Source organism: Streptomyces sp. NBC_00435, from assembly GCF_036014235.1.
Lineage (GTDB): Bacteria > Actinomycetota > Actinomycetes > Streptomycetales > Streptomycetaceae > Streptomyces.
The window spans coordinates 3,661,933-3,680,108 of record NZ_CP107924.1; the positions used below are offsets into that span (position 1 = coordinate 3,661,933).

Sequence of the window (18,176 nt, forward strand, 5' to 3'; positions counted from 1 at the left end):
CACGCGCGAGTGCCGCCGAGGCGTCGAAACCAGTCGGCGGCACATGGACGCGCGTTCTTCTGGCGCACGCATCTCCGTCATTCTAGGGGCTGACACCCGATGACGCGAGAGCCCTGCGAGAATTCGGCCCCAGCGGCCGGGATTGGGCTCACCATGTCCTTCTTTTCCCACGCCGATTCCAGTTCGGACTGGTCCACTCGCGGCGGACCGACGCATTCGGGCGGAAAGCGCGAAGGCGACGACCCTCAGGCGCCCCGTCGAACCCTACCCAGCGGCCGGACGAGTCCCGCCCAGCAGATCCAGCTCATTCTCACTCTCGCCGAGCTGGGCGCCGACGGCAAGGAGGTCGGGCGGGCGACCGTGGCGGCGCGTACCGGCAGGAGCCTGGACACGGTGAGCGACTGCATGGGGTTCCTGGCCGAGGTCGGGCTGGCGGAGCCGGGGCGCGGCCGGTACGAGCTGACCGATCAAGGACGCGTCTTCGCCGAAGTCTGGCAGCGTGACTCCGCCCAGGCCCGCCTCCTGCTCCATCCACTCATGCAGGCCCACTGGTCTGCCGCTGCCGTCGCCCGCCACCTGGCTGGCGGGGCGCTGCCTCAGGAGGAGCTGGCCCGGTTTCTGCGAGCGGGCCTGCGCGGTGCGCCCATGCGCGGCGTGTACCTGGTCGAGTGGCTGGTCATCGGCCTGGTGGTCGAGCGTGACGACCGCCTGCACATCCACCTTCCCGGCCAGGCTCCGCCCCACTCGGGTCCACGCTCCGCGCCACGGGCAGACGAACCCGCGCCGGAAGCCGAAGACCCCGACCCTGCCTTCCTGTTCGGCCTGACCCTCCGCGAGATCCAGGAGCTGCCCGACGTTCGCTACATCGCCTTCATGGAGGGTGTCCTGCAAACCCTGCGCGGAGCCCACTCGCCCGCCGCCTGAAGGAAGCGCCGGACCGGCACTCGGCCGGACCGGCGCCTCCAGGGTGGCGGCTGGTGTCCGCGTCTGGACTCTGGACCCGCACGCGGAGGGTTCGATCCCCTCGCCATCCACCCCTTGCCGACCAGCATGACACCCGGCCACCGAGAGGAACCAGTACGCATGCAAACCAAGCCAGTACGACCAGCTCTCTGACCGCGCATCAGTTCGTCAGTCGCACGGCCGTAGCGGTCACTCCTACGGCACCCTCCTGTTGCGGACCGACCGACCCTTCCACACCGTGGTGCATGTTCGCACCAACCGCGTGGAGGTCCCCTCGTGTCCGAAACCCCAGTTTCCGTCCCATGCGCCGCTCAGGCGGTACCCCATGGCGGGTGAGGTCCCCCTCTCCGACGGCTTCGCCCAGGTCCTGGCCGTCTGGGAGGAGTTGGTTGTCAGGGGTGAGATGTCGAAGCAGTCCTTCGGCCGCTTCGTCCAGCTCCTCCACCGCTTCGAGCACTTCGCCGCCGCTCACGGCGTCTCGAAGTTCGGCGGCATCGCCCAGTCCGTTGCAGCCGGATTCATCGATGCCCACGGCCGCACCCGGCACGGACACGTCGCACCGGCCGCCCTCGCCACCCGCTACTTGCGGCGCAGCGTCCTGCGGATGTGCTTCACCACCGCCCGCGAGCTCCACCTCACCGAAACCGACCCGACCTGGGGCATCGAACTGCCGCCACGGGTGAAGGGCGGCACCCGCCCGCTGAACGACGACGAGGCCATCGCGATCCGCCGCGCTGCCGAGTACGTCGACCGTCCCACCCGGCACGCCGCCGCGGCGGCCCTCGCCCTGGCCGGCGGATTCAGCGGAGAGATCGGGCACATCCGCCCCGCCGACCTCGACGTCACCGGGCACCGGGTGTGGATGCACGGCTCGACGAAGACGCTGCCGCGATGGTGTCCTCTGGATGCCTGGGGCATGCGCGTACTCGTCGCCCGTATCCGGCACTTGGAGAACACCGCCACAGCCGGCCGCAGCCCCCTCGCGGTCTCCGCCCAGGCAGGCTCCGACGAGCAGGTCCAGGCGAGGGTGTGTGTCGCGCTCCGGGACCTCCTCAAACGGATCGGGCTCGGCTCCGACAGCAGCGTGCGCCCTGCCTCCGTGACCGCGTACGCCGGCTGGGAGACCTTCACCCGCACCGGCCGCATCGAGGCTGCCGCGCGTCATCTCGGCCTGGCCTCTCTGGACAGCACCGCCGCCCTCATCGGGCACCACTGGCAGACCCCGACCGCAGAAAGGGAGGCCGGCCGCGATGCCCGATGACCTCTTCGGTGACCCCGCCCCGCGCACCATCCGCAAGAAGGCCGCACGCCGGGCCCTCGAAACCGACATCCGCACCGTCTCCCGCCGCGTCAAGGACGTCGCCTTCTTCGAGGACATCTACCGGCTCGCCTCCGTCCTCGACGCTCCCGGCAGCGGACGCGGAGGCCGCCCGCCCGCGTTCCCCCCGTACGTCTACCTCCTCTTCCTCGCCCTGCGCGGCATCCACGGGTCCGCCCGCTACTGCGCCGCCGAGCTGAACGACGCGGACGTCTGGAACCAGATTCGCCAGGGCGTCGCCCGCCATCTCGGCCACGACGAGGCCGCCCGCCTTCCCGATCAGGGGCCCACCCGTCACCAGTGGCAGCACGCCCAGAAGACCCTGCTCATCCCCCGGCGCGAAGAGCTCTCGGAGACCTTCGCCGACCTCGCTCTTGCCCAGGCCCTGAGCCAGGGTCTCCTGCCGCCCGAGGCGCGCCGCGCTTGGTCCAGCCCCGAACGCCACCAGCTCATCGCCGGCGACGGCACCGTCGCCAAATCACCCACCCTCGCCACCGTCCCCTACACCGAAAAGGACGGAGTACGGCGCCGCCATCGCGTCGACCCCGCCTCCTCCTGGCAGAAGGAAGGCGGCGGGAACAGGGACGACGAGGGGAACCCGTCGTCTGGGACCGACGATGGCACCGCCCTGGTCCTGGGCAGCAAGTTCGTAGTCTTCTCCACCCGCCACCGCGGCTACTTCCGCCGCGTCTTCCTGCGCTACGCCCACGTCCCCCGTAACACCGAGGGCGGCGAAGCGGCAGTCGCCCTCGAACTCGCCTGCGCCATCCTCGACGCCGCGGACGGCTGCCTCGGTGTCCTGTACGACGGCGCCTTCCGCGGCATGCACCGTGACGTCATCGCCCGCCGCGGACGCCTCCTCATCAACAAGCAGCACAAGGGCGCCCGACCCCGCTACCTGCGGACCCTCGACTACGGCCTGTGCCGCCACGAGCTCTGGTCACAGCAAGGCCGCGCCCACGAGCGCGTCTTCCTCGACACCGGCACCACCAAACTGCTGCCCCTGCCCATCCTCAAGCTTCAGCGCCGCGCCAGCCCGAACACCCACCGCTGGTACCACCTGATCGCCGTCCCCTGCCCTCGTGGCGCCCACGAGCACCGCGAGCCCGTCTCCATCACCACCACCCCCGGCGAACGCGAAGACGGCCAGAGCGACGCCGAGACCGGCTTCCACCGCGCCGAGCACCTCCTCCAGATCCCCGGCAACACCGCCACCCACCAACACCTCTACGGCGGCCGCGAGGACACCGAGTCCGGCTTCTCCCAGCTCGACCGCTCCCTCTGGAACCGCCGCATGATCGCCTTCGGCGCCGATGCCCAGTCCCTGGTCATCCTCGGCTTCCTCCTCGCCCAGAACGCCACCAGCGCGGCCCGCTACCGAGAGGACCCCACCTACTCTGACGCGGACGCCGAAACCGCAGAAGGCCTCACCCCGTCCCCCAAGAACTGAGCCGCAGAGCCCCCCACTGATCCGCTACCCTGTCCCTGGGCTGCCCTTGTGGCAGCCCAGGACCTTGCCGAGGCGAGCCGGATTCTCACGCAGAGTATTCAGCCACGTTTCACGCAAGGCCCGCCTTCGTAGCTCAGGGGATAGAGCACCGCTCTCCTAAAGCGGGTGTCGCAGGTTCGAATCCTGCCGAGGGCACAGCACGCAAGTCGCTGACCTGGGATTTCTTCCCAGGAGGGCGCTCTATTCGGCCCCGGACTCCGCGTCCGGGGCCGTTTGCGTGAGCGGACGTGCCAGCGGGCTCCGGGATTCCCGCCGAAGCCTGCGACCCCGAGCTGGCCGTCACGGCCCTGCGAGGCCTCGCAGTGCAGTGCGTCGACTTCGGCTACCGAGCCGAGGCCGTCCGGCTCGGCGAAGATGCCATCCACGCAACACAGAAGGGATGCAGAAGGTCACCCGGCCTTCTCAGCGGATGTGTCGGCGTCCGGAGCTACGCCCGCGCATGCCCAGATGGACCAGGGCCGCCACGAAGAGCAGGATGCCGATGAACAGCAAATAGAGCATGCCTTCGGCAGCAACTCCGATGATGCCCAGCACCATCGCCACGATGACCAGGATCAAGAAGACCTTCACGACGTGGACACCTCCTCGGTCGAACGGGGGCTCAGCGGCGGGCGAGCTGCCGCTCGCCGCCCGCACCGGGCCGGTAGGTGAGGCCGTAGTGCTGGAAGATGCCCGCCTCTTCCCCGGCGGGCAGGACGTCGTCCGTACCGATCGAAGGGCTCTTCTTCACCAGCGCCTTGTCGTAGTCGACCTTGACGTACCCCGGCCCGACGATCGCGCCGCCCAGCGGAACGAAGACCAGCCGGTGCCGGGTGGGCAGCCCCACCAGCACGGTGGCCATGGCCGGCTCGTCCGTGCTGGTGTCCACGTAGACAGCCTCCAGCGCGCCGATCCTGTGCCCGCCCGAGTCGACCACGTCGTGGGTACGCCACTCGCGAATGTCCGCTGCCTGGATCATCCTCAGGTCCCTTCGCACGATCACAGCCCGGCCGGTGCACTCCCTAGCCTGCCCCCGTATCACGGGGGAAACCAGCTCGGCACACCCCAGCAACGCCCCTCCCGTCACACCGGTCCCGGGTGCGGTGTGACCGCAGCATGACCCGCGCCGCAGAGCCTCCGCGCGCCCCAACTCGCAGGAAAACGATGTCTCTCAGATGCCCTCACTCAGCCCGCCTACTGAGGGCGTCCGTCTGGGCATCCGCTCGGACGGCGGCCGGCCGGCGGGTCCTGGTCCACGGGGAAGAGGGCCAGGGCGCCCGTGATCTCCAGGAGGCGCTGGAGCTGGGGATTGGGGGCGGCCAGGCGGATGACGCTGCCGGTCTCTTGCGCCGCGCGTCGTGCGGCGAGGAGTGCGTTGAGTGCGGAGGAGTCGCAGAAGGTGATGGCCCCGCAGTCGACGACCACCGCCTTGGCCGGTGAGGCGTGGGTGAGGGCCTCGGCAAGTGCGAACCGCAGGGAGGGGGCCTTCTCCATGTCGATCTCGCCAGCGGGCCGAACCGCCACCGTATGGTCCAGGACCTCCACGGCGATGTCGTTGTCGCCGACTTCCCGGGGAGAGCGTTCGACCATGGTGGATCACTCCTTCGATCTACGGGCGCACCCCCGAAGCGTGTTGGTCAGCCGCCGGTTCGGGGGAAAACGGGTCACGTGCTGCGCTGGTCGTGGGTGTCCTGGCGGAGCTGGTCGGTGTGTCGGGTCAGAGCATCGATGCGTTCGACGAGGTCGGCGTCTTCGGGTCGCAGGTGGGGCCGGGTGTCGGTCAGAGGGCGGACGAGGCGCGCGGCGTCGTTCTCGGCGAGGGCCAGGTTCAGGTCGCCGACCGCGCTCTCGGCGCCGGCGGGGAGACCGGTGAGGGAGGTGACCTGGCCGGCGAGCCGTCGCAGGTCGGCCGCGTTGTCGCGGGCCCAGGCGGTCACGGTGCGGTCGGCGGCGCGGGTGTCACGGGTGGCCTGGACACGCTGGTCACCGGTGCTCCCGGCGGTGCCGGGGCGCAGGCGCAGGTAGCGGCGTTCGGCGGCCTGACGGCTGGCGACCCCCAGGGGTCCTGCGAGATCGGCCCAGCTCGCTCCGTGCCCGCGGGCGGTCTCGATCAGTCCGCTCTCCCAGCCTGCGAGCTGCTCACGGACCTCGCGCAGCGTCAGTAGTGCGGCCAGAGCCGGGTGGGGGCCCGAGCCCGGTGGGGGCGTCGCTTCGGCCGTTGCCCCTCTGGCGGAGGGTTGTTGCGCGTCCTTGACGGCCTGGTCGATGGCCTCCAGGGCTGCGGCGGCGGCCAGGAAGGGGATGGGTGCGGTCGGCTCGGCGGTCTCGTTCATGACACTCTCCGTCGCTCTGTCATCCTCCAGATGACTCACTGCTTGTCATCGTTTCGATGACATGTTACAACGGGAGCACGTTGAAGCGCATTGGCAGTTTCTGCCTGAACCAACTGGAGGTGTTTCGCGATGTTGATGCGCACTGACCCGTTCCGCGAGATGGACCGGATCGTCCAGCAGCTGTCGGGTGGCTCGGGTACGTGGTCGAAGCCGTCGGTCATGCCGATGGACGCCTACCGGCAGGGCGACGAGTACGTGATCGCCTTCGACCTCCCCGGCGTGGACTCGGACGCGATCGACATCGACGTCGAGCGGAACATGCTGACCGTGAAGGCCGAGCGCCGGCCCACGGGCAAGTCCGACAACGTTCAGATGGAACTCTCCGAGCGACCCCTGGGTGTCTTCTCCCGCCAGATCATGCTGGCCGACACCTTGGACACCGAGCGCATCGAGGCCGACTACGACGCGGGTGTCCTGACCCTGCGGATCCCGATCGCCGAGCGCGCGAAGCCCCGCAAGATCAGCATCGGCGGCGAGTCCGGCCGCAAGCAGATCTCCGGCTGAACCCACCCGCACCAGCCGGCAGCGGAGGGCGGGGAGAGTCGATCCCCCTCCGGCACCCCGCACCCCGCCCTCCGCCCCCCCTTTCGCCCCTTCACCCCTTCACGGAGGTGTCGTGATGTCGATGCGCAGGGAGTCGTTCCTGGCCCACGTCCAGGAACGCGGCGAGTACGAAAGCACGGAAGAAGCCGATCGCGTTGCCCGCGTCGTCCTGGCACTGCTCGGCGCCCATCTGGCCGGCAGCGTGCGCGCCGAGCTCGCGGCCCGGCTGCCGGAGACCTACGCCCTGATCCTCCTCAACCCCCTCCAGGCCACCGAGCCCCTCTCGCCCGAACGGTTCGTCCGCGCGACCGCGGCCTGGATCGAGGGCGCCACCGAGAAGACGGCCCTGTGGGACATCGGCGCCGTCCTGTCCACCGCGGCCGCAGCCGCGGGCGACGTCCTCACCCGGGAAGTCCTGCTCCAGCTCCCGCCCGGCTACGACCTCCTCTTCGGCCACCCCCAGCCCACTTGAGCGAAGTCGGCCCCAGACCCGAACCCTCGAAGAGAAAGGCAACCGCAGCCATGTACGACCAGCCTCGACCGAACCCGGCCCAGCCCGCCATGTCGTTCGAGCAGATGCTGGAACGTGTGCGTTACGAGGGTGCGTACCCCACCCGCGACCGCGCCGAGGAAGCCGTCCGCACCGTCTTGGCCGCCCTCGGTCGGCAAGTCACCGGGGACGAACGCGTCGACCTCGCGCAGCGCCTGCCCGTCGAGGCCGCCCTCACCCTCACCGCCCAGATCCCCGACACCGAACAGCTCACCGGCTGGGGCTTCGTCAAGGACTTGGCCACCCGCACCGGCACCACCCCCGCCACCGCACGCTGGGACACCGGCGCCGTACTCGGCGTCGTCGCCCGCCTCGCGGGGCCCGACCTCCTCGCCCGCATCCTGCGCCTGCTCCCCGGCGGCTACGCCCTCCTCTTCGGCCAGGCGGAACTGCGCCAGCCCCAGCTCGCCGCCTGATCCGGTGCTCCGATACGGAGGTGAGGGCCCGACCCGATGCACCGGTCGGGCCCTCAGTCCTGCGGCGGGTCTCGCCGTCGTCGCGGGTCAGTGGTCGGAGTAGCTGAAGTCGCCCACGGTCCAGGCGCTGACGTCCTTGATCGAGATGCGGTACATCCCGCCCGTCTCCGGGATGCCCACGGTTCCCTGCAGGATCCGCGCCACATGGAAGTGCAGATGTGTGGGCGGTCCCTCCTTGGGTGGCGTGGCAGTGAAGATGGCGGAGAACTCGCCCAGGCGGGCGGAATCCGTCAGCACCTCCGACACCCGTTCTCTCCACACGGCTTCGGGGGCGAGCCGGCCGGTGATGACAGCACCGCCGGTGACCACGGTCAGGGACATCTGGTTGCTCTGCCCGGACTCCACCAGGGCGGCGACGTTCACGAGCAGCTCGTCAGGCTTCGACATAGAAGTCAATTCTATTCTCCATCGCGCCCCGGCGGGCAAAGCCTGCGCGCGATGTGCGCTTGCAGGGCCTGCTGGGGCGGCCGCTGTCGGGCCTCCGAACCGCCAGTCGCGCCGGTGGTCGAGCCCCTCCCGAGCCGCGTTCGTTGCCGTACAGGACTTCGTCACCGCGAGGACCGTCCAACGGTCCGCCGCGTCGGAACCTGTCCCCTCCACGTCTCCAACCAGCCGACTTCGCCGCCGGCTCCTGCAGCCGGCGGCGAGCAACCAAAAAACGCTGCGGTCGGGGTGAATCAATATCTGTCACCGCGAACTGAGGATTTAATGGATCCGGTGGGGAGAGTTTCTACCGCAACGCGGCTGACGGAAATATTCAACGCACACGGTCCGCTGCAGCGTGCTACTGTCGATCTCGGTTGCAGTTTTGGTACCCAAGAACTTCAAGCGCCTCCAGCCGGAATTCGTTCCACTGGGAGCGCTTTGTATTTCCCGGTCTTTTACCGGGCGGGGCATCATCGCGGCGACACGGCGTCCGCACAGTGCAGTCGCCGATGTATTGCCCCAAAGGAGATATGACATGGCTGCTGGTACCGTCAAGTGGTTCAACGCGGAAAAGGGTTTCGGCTTCATCGAGCAGGACGGTGGCGGCGCTGACGTGTTCGCCCACTACTCGAACATCGCCGCCCAGGGCTTCCGCGAGCTGAACGAGGGCCAGAAGGTCACCTTCGACATCGCGCAGGGCCAGAAGGGCCCGACGGCCGAGAACATCGTTCCCGCCTGACGCTGACACGCGTTCTGCAGCTGGGGCCCGCATCCCTCGGGGTGCGGGCCCCAGCTGCACGCATTTCCCGCGGTGAATTCACCCGTGGTACCGATCATGGAGACACTCGGCCGACCGGCCCTTTCGGAGCCGAACCCGAGTGGATTGTTTTTGGTTGTCGCGCCCGTATGGCGCCACCTTTTTTCAGCGTCTGAGCCCGTACAGATTCCCTGTCCGCCAGATCCGCTTTCGCATCAAATTCGGCCCGTTCTCGCAATTCCCTGCGCCGCTCCTACGCTGCGGGAATTCCTTGATACGTGCCGCATCAAGGAAGGTTCCGCATGAACCCCACACGTACGAACGAGCGCTCCTCACGCACCCGCAGCCGCACCGGCGGCCCCGCTTTCGGCGCCGGCGCCGGTTCGGGCCGGGGCAGCCGCTTCGCCTCCTCGACCCCGAGCCGTTCCGGAGCCCCGAGCCGCTCCGGTGGTCCGAGCCGCTCGGGCGGCTACGGTCGTCGGCCCGCCGCGATCCAGGGCGAGTTCGCGCCGCCGAAGACGATCACGCCCGCGCTGCCCGCCGTCGAGGCCTTCGCCGACCTTGCCATGCCGGCCCAGCTGCTCACCACGCTCACCCGTGAGGGCATGGCCACGCCGTTCCCGATCCAGGCCGCCACGCTGCCCAACACCCTCGCGGGCCGCGACGTCCTCGGCCGCGGCCGTACCGGCTCGGGCAAGACGCTCGCCTTCGGCCTCGCGCTGCTCGCCCGTACGGCCGGCCAGAGCGCCGAGTCGGGTCAGCCGCTCGCGCTGGTCCTCGTACCCACGCGTGAGCTCGCCCAGCAGGTCACCGCCGCGCTCACCCCCTACGCGCGGGCGGTCAAGCTGCGCCTGGCCACCGTGGTCGGCGGCATGCCGATCTACCGCCAGGCCGCTGCGCTGCGCGCCGGCGCCGAAGTGGTCGTCGCCACGCCCGGCCGGCTCAAGGACCTCATCGACCGCGGCGACTGCCGCCTGAACCAGGTCGCCGTCACCGTCCTCGACGAAGCCGACCAGATGGCCGACATGGGCTTCATGCCCCAGGTCACCGCCCTGCTGGACCAGGTGCGTCCCGAGGGCCAGCGGATGCTGTTCTCCGCCACCCTCGACCGCAACGTCGACCTCCTGGTCCGCCGCTACCTCACCGACCCCGTCGTCCACTCCGTCGACCCCTCGCAGGGCGCGGTCACCACGATGGAGCACCACGTCCTGCACGTGCAGAACTTCGACAAGCAGGCCGCCACGACCGAGATCGCCGCCCGCGAGGGCCGCGTGATCATGTTCCTGGACACCAAGCACGCCGTGGACAGGCTGACCGAGCACCTGCTGAGCAACGGGGTGCGCGCCGCGGCCCTGCACGGCGGGAAGTCCCAGCCCCAGCGCACCCGTACCCTCACCCAGTTCAAGAGCGGGCACGTCAGCGTCCTCGTGGCGACGAACGTCGCGGCCCGCGGCATCCACGTCGACAACCTCGACCTCGTCGTCAACGTGGACCCGCCGACCGACCCCAAGGACTACCTGCACCGCGGCGGCCGTACCGCCCGCGCCGGCGAGTCCGGAAGCGTCGTCACCCTCGTCACCCCCAACCAGCGCCGCGAGATGGCACGCCTGATGACGGCCGCCGGCATCAGCCCGCAGACCACCCAGGTCCACTCGGGCGACGAGGCCCTGAACCGGATCACCGGCGCCCAGGCCCCTTCCGGCATCCCGGTCACCATCACCGCGCCGGTCTCCGAGCGGCCCAAGCGCAGCACGTCCTCCCGCGGCCGGCGCGGCCCTGCTTCGGCTGCCCGGCGCGCGAGCGCGCGGCAGTCCGCCTTTGATGCGGCGGCCTGAGAACTACGTGATCAGGAAACTGACCCATCTCTGCAGGAGGCAGATTTTGACGCTGGTCCAGATGCAGCCCCGCTCCGCGCATGCCGACCTCGTCCGCAGGACGGTGGACGACGCCATGGAGGCGGCCGGTCCGCAGGTCTGTGACGACATGACCGTCGAGGTGGCCCTGGCCGTCACGGCCAGTTCCCGCACGGATCATCTGCTCGTCTGCGACGAGGACGGCCTCTGTACCGGGCTGATCACCCGGGAGCGGCTCAGCGCCATCCGCGAGAGCGCGGCGTACACCGACCGGCTCCGTCTGCGCGATGTCCTCGGTGATCGTGGGCCGTTCACCTCGCCCATGACCACGATGGCCGAGGCCGAGCACGCGATGCACTATCGCAAGCTCACTGCCTTGCCCGTCGTGGACGAGCAGGGCAGCGCTCTGGGCGTTCTCGCCCTCGCCCGCTGAACCACCTCACCGTGGCCGGCCCCTTCCCCTCTTCTCCCTGTGAGGCATCATGCGCTGTGTCATCGCCCGCTTCCCGTTCGACCTGACCAAGAGCGGCGTCCTGGAGTCCATGAAGGGCGTCAAGCCGGAGGAGGTCCTCGGCGAGTCCGTGATCATCGGCCGCCGCACCTACCCCGTCAAGCAGGTCGGCCAGGTCATCACCCGCCAGGACCGCCGCGACTTCAGTGCCGGCGAGGTCCTCCGCGCCATGACCCAGCTCGGCTTCACCTGCCGCGGCGGCCTTCCCCGAACCACCGTGGCCACACGCGTACTCAGCCCGCTCCAACGGGCCTCCGCGATGCTCGGCACCCCCGTGACCGCCTGACCGGTGGGCCGGCGCACGCCGCCACCCGAACAGCGAAGAGGGCCCGACCGGCACGCGCCGATCGGGCCCTTCCGCATACCCACAGGGAAACGCAGATGGGTGGACCACACTCCGGGCTGCCTGGCATGAGCGCCCTGATCGCCGCCCAAAACCGCAGGCCCGCGCCTATCCGCCGGTCCGACGGGGCAGGAGGGCTCGTACGGCTTTCCCGCCTTCGGGCGTGGGCGTGACGATGGTGGCGTGGGCGAGGTCGTTGACCATGTGCCAGCCGAACCCGCCGGTGCCGTCGACGAGATCGGGGGTACGCATGCGCGGCGCGCGGGGACTGGAGTCCTCGACGGCGACCTCGATGATGTCGGAGTGCACGGCCAGCCGGAGCATACGGGCGCCGCCGCCGTGACGCAGGGCGTTGGTGACGAGCTCCGAGACGACCAGGACCACGGTGTCGGCGCAATCCCGATCGATGCCCCACGGACCAAGGGCTCCGAGGAATGTCCGGGTGGCCTGGCGCGCCTCGGCGACGGCGGACGGAGAAGCGAGGGCTGTGCACTCGGTGCTCAGCGTGGTCATCGCGCGCTCCGGGTCTGTTGTCGGTGTCCGGCCTTGCCTGCCCGGTCGTTGTTCCCTGACCCACGACCGTTCAACCTGACGGGACCCGATTACCTCCGTGGCGCGCACTCAAAAATCTATTGCGACTGAAGTAGACATTGGGCCGTGGCGTGGTTATGGTTTCTCTCGTAGCCCAGCGAGACAGCAGGGCCTGGCAGAGACGAACTGCCGGCAGTAGTACACGCAGTACCCGTAGTTGCAGTGCGCAGGACGGTGCGGTGGTGGAGTTCCGAAGCCAGAGCTATTGCAGGACGGCGACGGGACTGACGACTGGACCGGGTGGCCCGCAGTGATCAGGGGCCACCACGAGCAGGACCGCAGTTGACGCAGTGGCAGTACCTGTAAGTGCAGTTCTCGTAGGTGCAGTACCCAGCAGTGAAGTCAGCGAGCAGCACCTTGGTGAAGGCGTCGATTGCAGGCGCGGCCACCAGGAAGTTCGGCAGTGGGGTTCCAAGCCAGAGCAGACGCAGGACAGGTAACGGGGCTGGCTGCCGAAGCGGCGCCAGGTCGGGTCGCGAGCAGTACAAGCGGTTCGCAGTACGCATCACCCGCAGTACGCATCACCAGCAGTACGTAGTCCCCCGCTTGGTAAGCAGTTGATCACCGAGGGAAGAACGGAGGAGCTTAGCGCCATCAGGATCGCCCGGGCCGGCAGGTGGAAGCCCGGGTACCGCAGGACATCGTCAGTGAGGTGGTCTCCGGTCAAGCAACCGCGATCCCCGCACCCCGGCCACGCATGAGTCGGGTCAGCGGAAACAGAAGGCCGGCGCAGTATCAGGGCCGGCAGATGGTGTAGCAGTTCCTTCGGGGCCCTGGTGCCATAGGCACCAGGGCCCCTCCACGCGTTCCAGAAAGAGGTTCAATGACAGCAGACGACTCGTTCGGCCGTCTCGACGACGACGACTACCCCGCCTACACCATGGGCCGGGCCGCAGCGATGCTCGGCACCACCCAAGGTTTCCTCCGCGCCCTGGGCGAGGCCCGCCTCATCACCCCGCTCCGCTCGGACGGCGGACACCGCCGCTACTCCCGCTACCAGCTGCGCATCGCCGCCCGCGCCCGCGAACTCGTCGACCACGGAACCCCGATCGACTCCGCCTGCCGCATCATCATCCTCGAGGACCAGCTCGAAGAAGCCCAGCGCATCAACGCCGAATACCGCCGGGTCGGCGAATCCTCCGCTCCATCGGCATCGGCCTGAGCGGATCGTGCCCGCCGACATCGGCGGGCTCCCGGTCTTGGCCCGTTCCCGGGGTGACGGAGGTGCGCAGGCGCGTGGCCCCGGTTGCGCGGCAGACAGCGGGGCATGTGGTCGGACAGACGAGAACCGGTGGGGCGCCGAGCCACCACGCCCGGTCGGCGAGGACGAGGAGACGGTCTGTGAGCGGAGTATGGATGTACGCGCAGGACAGCGACTACACGCCCGGGCAGTCACTGGCGGGATTCACCGTGGAAGCCGCTGACGGTGTCATCGGGCACGTCGACCGACAGCAGGACCAGCCGGGCATGCAGCACCTGGTCGTCGACACCGGCGTGTGGGTGTTCGGCAGGAGCGTCCTGATCCCGGCCGGCGCCATCACCCACATCGATACGGCAGCGCGGGCGGTGAAGGTCTCGGCCACGCAGGAAGAGATCAAAGCCGCGCCCCGGTTCACCACCGACAGCGAAACAGCCGACCACGCCTACCTGTCCGCGGTCGGCGACTACTACGTCTCCCTGGGCCGCCCGCCCGCGCCCTGACCCGAAGCCGGTCGGCGACGCACCGGCCCCCACGCAAATGAGCCGGCAAGCATCGACACGTCGTCGCGCTCAGTAGGCAGCGAGGAAGACGGCGATGCAGTGCGCGGTGAAGGCTGCCACGGTCAGGGCGTGGAGCCGGCGCGGCCGGTTCGACCGCCTCTTGGTTGCGGTCCTGGCAGCCTTCCTCCAACTGGGGCTGTGGAACTCGTGTAATTCGGCGGGCCAGGGGAACGATCTGGGCTTCCGAACGGGCCTCTCCGCTCTCCTACGTCCAAGGACCGCCGATGCTTCCCGAGTTCCGCTCCCACGCGTCCGCCCCCCTCTCCCATCAGCTGGAACAGCGGCTGGGACTGGACCCCCGCCTCGAAGCCGGCCAAATCGACCTGGAGCGCGTCGCGGACATCGCCGTCGTCGCATCGGCGCACTCCGACGGATACGCGGCCACCGCACACCTCCTCGGCCTACTGGCAGCCCTCCCCGCCCCCACCGAATCCGGAGAGCACTTCTGGTCGGAACTGTGGAGGTCCTCGGGCTCCCTCTACCTGCTGCCCGCCAACATCAAAGCTTGCGTGCTGAGTTCGCTGGCCGGAGAGGGCACCGGCTTGGCCGGCCAGATCCTCTCGGCCTTCGACGAGATGACCCCGCCCCAGCGCATCGCGGCCGGAGAGGTCATCGGCCAGGCACTCGCCGAGTCCGACCACCTCCCCGACCTCAAAACACAGGTCATCGGAGAGCTGTGGCTCCGCGACCTCGAACTCACCGCCTGGCGCGTCCTGCACGCGGACCACAAGTCAGCCGATCCGTCCAGGCGGGAGGCCTTCTTCGACGCGTGGACGAGCGTCTGATCTGCAATGCCCGGGCGGGCACCGCCCAGTGCGTGCGCGATGCGTGAGCGGACGGAGCGGCACCAGCCGTCACGCACTGGGCTGACCGGCCGGACGAACCGTTGGAAGTCCGCCCTGTGCCGCACCTGTTCCGCTGACATCCGGACCTGACAGCGACAGGCACGGACAGACGTGGTGGTGGCGGGTCAGGCCGCCAGGTCTGCGTAGAGGATGACGTTGTTGGTGCGGTGGCCGTCCTTCAGCTCGCCGCCGCAGGTCAGCAGGCGCAGCTCCGGGCGGTTCGTGGCCCCGTAGACCTTGTCCGTCGGGAAGTCCTTCTTGTTCACATCCTCGATCTCGCGGATCTTGAACATCGCCGTCCTCCCGTCCTCGCGCGGCACCTCGATCATGTCGCCGAGCTTGATCTTCTTGACGTTCCTCATGACCGCCGGCCCGTACTTCGTGTCGAAGTGCGCGACGAGGACGGCCGCGCCCTTCTCGCCCGGGGTGACGCCCTCGGTCCACCACCCGGGGGTGTCGGCGTCGGTGTCGGCGCTCGGCACACCGAGCTCACCGGTCGCCGGGTCCACCTTGAGGTCGACCATCCTCTTCGCGTCCACGCCCGCCGCGTCGATCTTCATGCCGGTCGGCTTCGACCTCGGGAGCGCGGGCGCGCCGTCTCCCGCGGGAGCGGGGGACGCCGTGCTGCCCACCTTGGGGTCCGGGGCCAGCTTGGCGCCGCCGCCGCCCTCGACCCCGCACGCGGTGAGCAGGGTGGCGGCCGTGAGGGTGGTGAGCGCCGTGAGCGATACCGCCAGGGGGAGGGAGCGGGTGCGGGGCAGCGGGGGGCGGGACATGGTGCGACTCCGGGCGGGCACGGTGGGCGGGGGCGACAGGGGCCGGGTGAGTGGGGTCCGGGCCGTCCACCCGATTCGGGTGGTTCGCCCTGGCGACAGCCAAGACGTTACGAGGGTCATGTTTTGGTAATGCGTAAGCCATGTAACGGCTGGCCGGACAGTGGCCCGCGAAGGCGTTAAGGGCCGAGCGAGAGCTCAGGCGAAAGCCCCGACGAGGGCCCCGACGAAAGCCCTCCCGGTCGAACCGGGAGGGCCGTTCACGACGATGTCCGGGGTCGGGGCTCCGCCCCTCAGCTGAGCCCTCGGCTGCGCTCCCCGATGCGGTCACCCTGCGGGGTCCCGGCCCGCTTGAGTTCGGCCTTCGTGTGCGCCCCGCCCTTGACCTTGCTCCGGACCGGACCCTCGAACCCGTGCGCCTGCTGCGCGGCACGTGGCAGGTGGGTCGCCTCCACCGCCTTCGCGACAGCCGCCTGGAAGTCCTGCTTCTGCTCTTTGCTCATCCCGTCGTCACTCCCTAAAGACTCGGGGCACCCAATCGGACTACTGGGATGGTATGCACATAAAGGGGCCAACGCACCCGGACTGGACGTAAAGAATGGTGGATCAAGGGCGGATCAAGGCCTCGGCGGAGCCTGGCGCTCCGGCGGCCCCAGCACCTCGTAGACCAGTTCCTCCGGACACGGCGTCCCCCGCGGCAGCTGGTACTTCGCCGCCAGCCGGTACTCCCCCGGTGTCGGGGCCAGCAGCTCGGTCCACACGTCCCCGGTGCCGTCCGGGGGCGCCTTGAACAGGCATCCGGCCGTGTTCGCGTAGACCTTCGGCCTCGCCTTCTCCTTCGGCCCGGTGGAGGCGCCCGTCTCCTTCCCGGCGGCCTTCGAGGCCTCCGTCTCCTGCGGCGGCGCCACGGGCTTGCCCACGCCGTCCAGCAGGCCCAGCCACGGCGAGTGCGGGATCCGCACCAGTACCCGTCCGGCCTGCTTCACGTCGATGACCAGCTGGTCGGCGCTGGCCCGGACCACTGTCGCGGGGCCCGCCACCAGGTCCGTGGGGTCCACGACCTTGAAGAGCTGCCAGTTCGCGTCGCCCCACACCTGCTGGAGGTACGGAAGCCCCTCGCGCACCAGCTTCGCCTCGTCCTTCCCTCCCTCGTCGGGTTTGTCGGCGGGCAGCACCACGTAGTGCACGGCCCAGCGCTCGAGCCACTCGCGGTAGGTGTCGGCCGTCAGGGTGTCGTCGTAGAAGACCGGGTTCCGCTCCAGATCGGCCTGGCGGTTCCAGCCGCGCGCGAGGTTGACGTAAGCGGGGAAGGCGGAGGACTCGCGGTGGCTGCTGGCCGGGACCACCTCGACACGGCCGCGGTCGGCGCCCGCCTTCTGGAGCTGGTCCACCAGGGGGGCCAGCTCCCGGCTCCAGGAGGCCAGCGGGGTGGTGCGGACGATGTCGGTGACGCTGTTGACCGTGATCCAGGCGGTCACCCCGGTGAGGGCGAGGACCAGCCCGTACCAGCGCCGCGTGCGCCCCCCGTTCGCCTTGCGGGCGGACTCGTACGGCAGCGCCGCCAGCAGCGCCGCCCCGCCGAAGAGCATGGCCAGCCGGGTCACGTTCGAGCCGACCTGAGAGTCGATCGCCCAGGTCAGCGCCACTCCGAGGGCATATATCGCGGACGCGGTCCGGACCGTCCTCCAGCCCTTCGGTACGAGGAACAGCGCGGCCAGCGCGCACCCGAACGGCAGCGCCGCCGAGGCCACCTTCATCGGCTGGGTCCCGGAGAACGGGAACAGCCACGCCGACAGCCCGACCACCGCCGCCGGCGCCAGGCCCAGCACGTACGCCCCCGGGCGCCGCCGGTTCAGGAACAGCGCGGCCGCGATCACCCCGAGGAAGAGTCCGGCGACGGGGCTGGAGGCGGTGGCGACGGCCGCGAGCGGGGCCGCGACGGCGGCCTTCGCCCACCGCCGCTCGGCCCATTTGCGGGGCCAGCAGAAGACCGTGGCGACGGCTCCGAGCGCGAACATCACGCCGAGCCCGAAGGTGACGCGGCCCGACAGGGCGTTGCACAGCAGCCCGTACACCCCGGCCAGCGCGGGCCACAACGGCTCGCGCACCGCGCCGCGGCAGCGGGTCAGGATCAGCGCGAGCAGTCCGGCCGAGACCGTACCGGCGATCATCATCGTGGTCCGAACACCGAGCACGTGCATCACGTACGGCGAGACCACGCTGTACGAGACCGGGTGCATGCCGCCGTACCAGGCGAGGTTGTACGCCGTGTCGGGATGGCGGCCGACGAACTCGGCCCAGGCGTCCTGCGCGGCGAGGTCGCCGCCACTGTTGGCGAAGGCGAAGAACCAGAGCACGTGGAGCAGCGCGGCCAGCGCGGCGGCCACCGCCACGGGGTGGCGGCGCGCCAGGCCGAGGGCGCCGCGGACCGGACCGGCGGGGGCCGGCGCGTCGCCCGGGCCGGCGACGCGCCGGTCCTGGCCGGGGAGGCGGGCCTCGTCACGGCTCCGGCCCCGGCCCCGGTCCTGTTCCTGCGGCTCAGCGATGGTCACGCCGACGTACTCCCCAACACGATGAGTCTCCG

Annotated in this window: 22 protein-coding genes and 1 tRNA gene; 14 read left to right on the plus strand and 9 right to left on the minus strand. The window is 69.8% G+C overall.

What is annotated here, in order from left to right:
- Positions 1-153 precede the first annotated feature (153 nt).
- The 4 genes from OG389_RS16715 to OG389_RS16730 all read left to right on the plus strand — a co-directional run bounded on the left by OG389_RS16715 (position 154) and on the right by OG389_RS16730 (position 3,926).
- The gene (locus tag OG389_RS16715; RefSeq protein ID WP_328299288.1) at positions 154-924 is read left to right on the plus strand and encodes a hypothetical protein; all 771 of its coding nucleotides are present in this window, start codon (positions 154-156) and stop codon (positions 922-924) included.
- A gap of 364 nt (positions 925-1,288) precedes the next feature.
- Positions 1,289-2,224, plus strand: a complete 936-nt coding sequence (locus tag OG389_RS16720; protein ID WP_328299289.1) for a hypothetical protein — start codon at positions 1,289-1,291, stop codon at positions 2,222-2,224.
- Complete coding sequence (locus OG389_RS16725) at positions 2,214-3,731, plus strand: hypothetical protein (protein ID WP_328299290.1); 1,518 nt, start codon at positions 2,214-2,216, stop codon at positions 3,729-3,731. Before OG389_RS16720 ends, OG389_RS16725 begins: the two co-directional genes overlap by 11 nt.
- A 122-nt stretch (positions 3,732-3,853) precedes the next feature.
- A tRNA-Arg gene (locus OG389_RS16730) sits at positions 3,854-3,926 on the plus strand.
- Between the two features lie 267 nt (positions 3,927-4,193).
- Here the strand turns inward: OG389_RS16730 and OG389_RS16735 are convergent.
- The 4 genes from OG389_RS16735 to OG389_RS16750 all read right to left on the minus strand — a co-directional run bounded on the left by OG389_RS16735 (position 4,194) and on the right by OG389_RS16750 (position 6,103).
- Positions 4,194-4,361: a hypothetical protein gene (locus OG389_RS16735; RefSeq protein ID WP_328299291.1), complete on the minus strand. Its 168-nt coding sequence runs from the start codon at positions 4,359-4,361 to the stop codon at positions 4,194-4,196.
- A 31-nt stretch (positions 4,362-4,392) separates the two neighbouring features.
- A complete protein-coding gene (locus OG389_RS16740) occupies positions 4,393-4,749 on the minus strand; it encodes a PRC-barrel domain-containing protein (protein WP_328299292.1) in 357 nt (118 codons plus the stop codon).
- A 215-nt stretch (positions 4,750-4,964) separates the two neighbouring features.
- Positions 4,965-5,360 carry an STAS domain-containing protein gene (locus OG389_RS16745; RefSeq protein ID WP_328299293.1) on the minus strand — a complete coding sequence of 132 codons (396 nt, stop codon included), beginning with the start codon at positions 5,358-5,360 and terminating at the stop codon, positions 4,965-4,967.
- A 74-nt stretch (positions 5,361-5,434) separates the two neighbouring features.
- The gene (locus tag OG389_RS16750) at positions 5,435-6,103 is read right to left on the minus strand and encodes an HSP18 transcriptional regulator (protein WP_328299294.1); all 669 of its coding nucleotides are present in this window, start codon (positions 6,101-6,103) and stop codon (positions 5,435-5,437) included.
- Positions 6,104-6,232: 129 nt separating this feature from the next.
- Here OG389_RS16750 and OG389_RS16755 point away from each other — a divergent pair, with 129 nt between their 5' ends.
- The 3 genes from OG389_RS16755 (at position 6,233) to OG389_RS16765 (ending at position 7,672) form a co-directional block, all read left to right on the plus strand.
- Positions 6,233-6,667: an Hsp20/alpha crystallin family protein gene (locus OG389_RS16755; protein ID WP_328299295.1), complete on the plus strand. Its 435-nt coding sequence runs from the start codon at positions 6,233-6,235 to the stop codon at positions 6,665-6,667.
- A gap of 115 nt (positions 6,668-6,782) precedes the next feature.
- Positions 6,783-7,178 (plus strand): DUF2267 domain-containing protein, encoded by a 396-nt coding sequence (locus tag OG389_RS16760; protein WP_328299296.1) that lies wholly within the window; start codon positions 6,783-6,785, stop codon positions 7,176-7,178.
- Between the two features lie 50 nt (positions 7,179-7,228).
- A complete protein-coding gene (locus OG389_RS16765) occupies positions 7,229-7,672 on the plus strand; it encodes a DUF2267 domain-containing protein (RefSeq protein ID WP_328299297.1) in 444 nt (147 codons plus the stop codon).
- An 87-nt stretch (positions 7,673-7,759) separates the two neighbouring features.
- Here the strand turns inward: OG389_RS16765 and OG389_RS16770 are convergent, their stop codons facing one another.
- Complete coding sequence (locus OG389_RS16770; RefSeq protein ID WP_328299298.1) at positions 7,760-8,119, minus strand: hypothetical protein; 360 nt, start codon at positions 8,117-8,119, stop codon at positions 7,760-7,762.
- Positions 8,120-8,693: 574 nt separating this feature from the next.
- On the opposite strand from OG389_RS16770, the gene OG389_RS16775 reads away from it, so the two are divergent.
- The 4 genes from OG389_RS16775 to OG389_RS16790 all read left to right on the plus strand — a co-directional run bounded on the left by OG389_RS16775 (position 8,694) and on the right by OG389_RS16790 (position 11,565).
- Entirely contained in the window at positions 8,694-8,897 is a 204-nt protein-coding gene (locus OG389_RS16775; RefSeq protein WP_008734853.1) for a cold-shock protein, read from the plus strand.
- A gap of 320 nt (positions 8,898-9,217) precedes the next feature.
- A complete protein-coding gene (locus tag OG389_RS16780; RefSeq protein WP_328299299.1) occupies positions 9,218-10,750 on the plus strand; it encodes a DEAD/DEAH box helicase in 1,533 nt (510 codons plus the stop codon).
- A 46-nt stretch (positions 10,751-10,796) separates the two neighbouring features.
- Positions 10,797-11,201: a CBS domain-containing protein gene (locus tag OG389_RS16785; protein ID WP_328299300.1), complete on the plus strand. Its 405-nt coding sequence runs from the start codon at positions 10,797-10,799 to the stop codon at positions 11,199-11,201.
- A 49-nt stretch (positions 11,202-11,250) separates the two neighbouring features.
- Positions 11,251-11,565 (plus strand): SCO5918 family protein, encoded by a 315-nt coding sequence (locus tag OG389_RS16790; protein ID WP_328299301.1) that lies wholly within the window; start codon positions 11,251-11,253, stop codon positions 11,563-11,565.
- A 165-nt stretch (positions 11,566-11,730) separates the two neighbouring features.
- Here OG389_RS16790 and OG389_RS16795 read toward each other — a convergent pair whose 3' ends face one another.
- Positions 11,731-12,135 carry an ATP-binding protein gene (locus OG389_RS16795; protein WP_328299302.1) on the minus strand — a complete coding sequence of 135 codons (405 nt, stop codon included), beginning with the start codon at positions 12,133-12,135 and terminating at the stop codon, positions 11,731-11,733.
- Between the two features lie 901 nt (positions 12,136-13,036).
- Between OG389_RS16795 and OG389_RS16800 the strand changes: the two genes are divergently transcribed.
- The 3 genes from OG389_RS16800 (at position 13,037) to OG389_RS16810 (ending at position 14,759) form a co-directional block, all read left to right on the plus strand.
- The gene (locus OG389_RS16800) at positions 13,037-13,375 is read left to right on the plus strand and encodes a MerR family transcriptional regulator (RefSeq protein WP_328299303.1); all 339 of its coding nucleotides are present in this window, start codon (positions 13,037-13,039) and stop codon (positions 13,373-13,375) included.
- Between the two features lie 179 nt (positions 13,376-13,554).
- The gene (locus OG389_RS16805; protein ID WP_328299304.1) at positions 13,555-13,914 is read left to right on the plus strand and encodes a PRC-barrel domain containing protein; all 360 of its coding nucleotides are present in this window, start codon (positions 13,555-13,557) and stop codon (positions 13,912-13,914) included.
- Positions 13,915-14,198: 284 nt separating this feature from the next.
- Positions 14,199-14,759 (plus strand): hypothetical protein, encoded by a 561-nt coding sequence (locus tag OG389_RS16810; RefSeq protein ID WP_328299305.1) that lies wholly within the window; start codon positions 14,199-14,201, stop codon positions 14,757-14,759.
- Positions 14,760-14,944: 185 nt separating this feature from the next.
- On the opposite strand, the gene OG389_RS16815 is transcribed toward OG389_RS16810, so the two are convergent.
- The 3 genes from OG389_RS16815 to OG389_RS16825 all read right to left on the minus strand — a co-directional run bounded on the left by OG389_RS16815 (position 14,945) and on the right by OG389_RS16825 (position 18,144).
- Entirely contained in the window at positions 14,945-15,595 is a 651-nt protein-coding gene (locus OG389_RS16815) for a sortase domain-containing protein (RefSeq protein WP_328299306.1), read from the minus strand.
- Between the two features lie 290 nt (positions 15,596-15,885).
- Complete coding sequence (locus OG389_RS16820) at positions 15,886-16,095, minus strand: hypothetical protein (RefSeq protein WP_328299307.1); 210 nt, start codon at positions 16,093-16,095, stop codon at positions 15,886-15,888.
- A 114-nt stretch (positions 16,096-16,209) separates the two neighbouring features.
- A complete protein-coding gene (locus OG389_RS16825) occupies positions 16,210-18,144 on the minus strand; it encodes an MFS transporter (protein ID WP_443059291.1) in 1,935 nt (644 codons plus the stop codon).
- Positions 18,145-18,176: the final 32 nt, after the last annotated feature.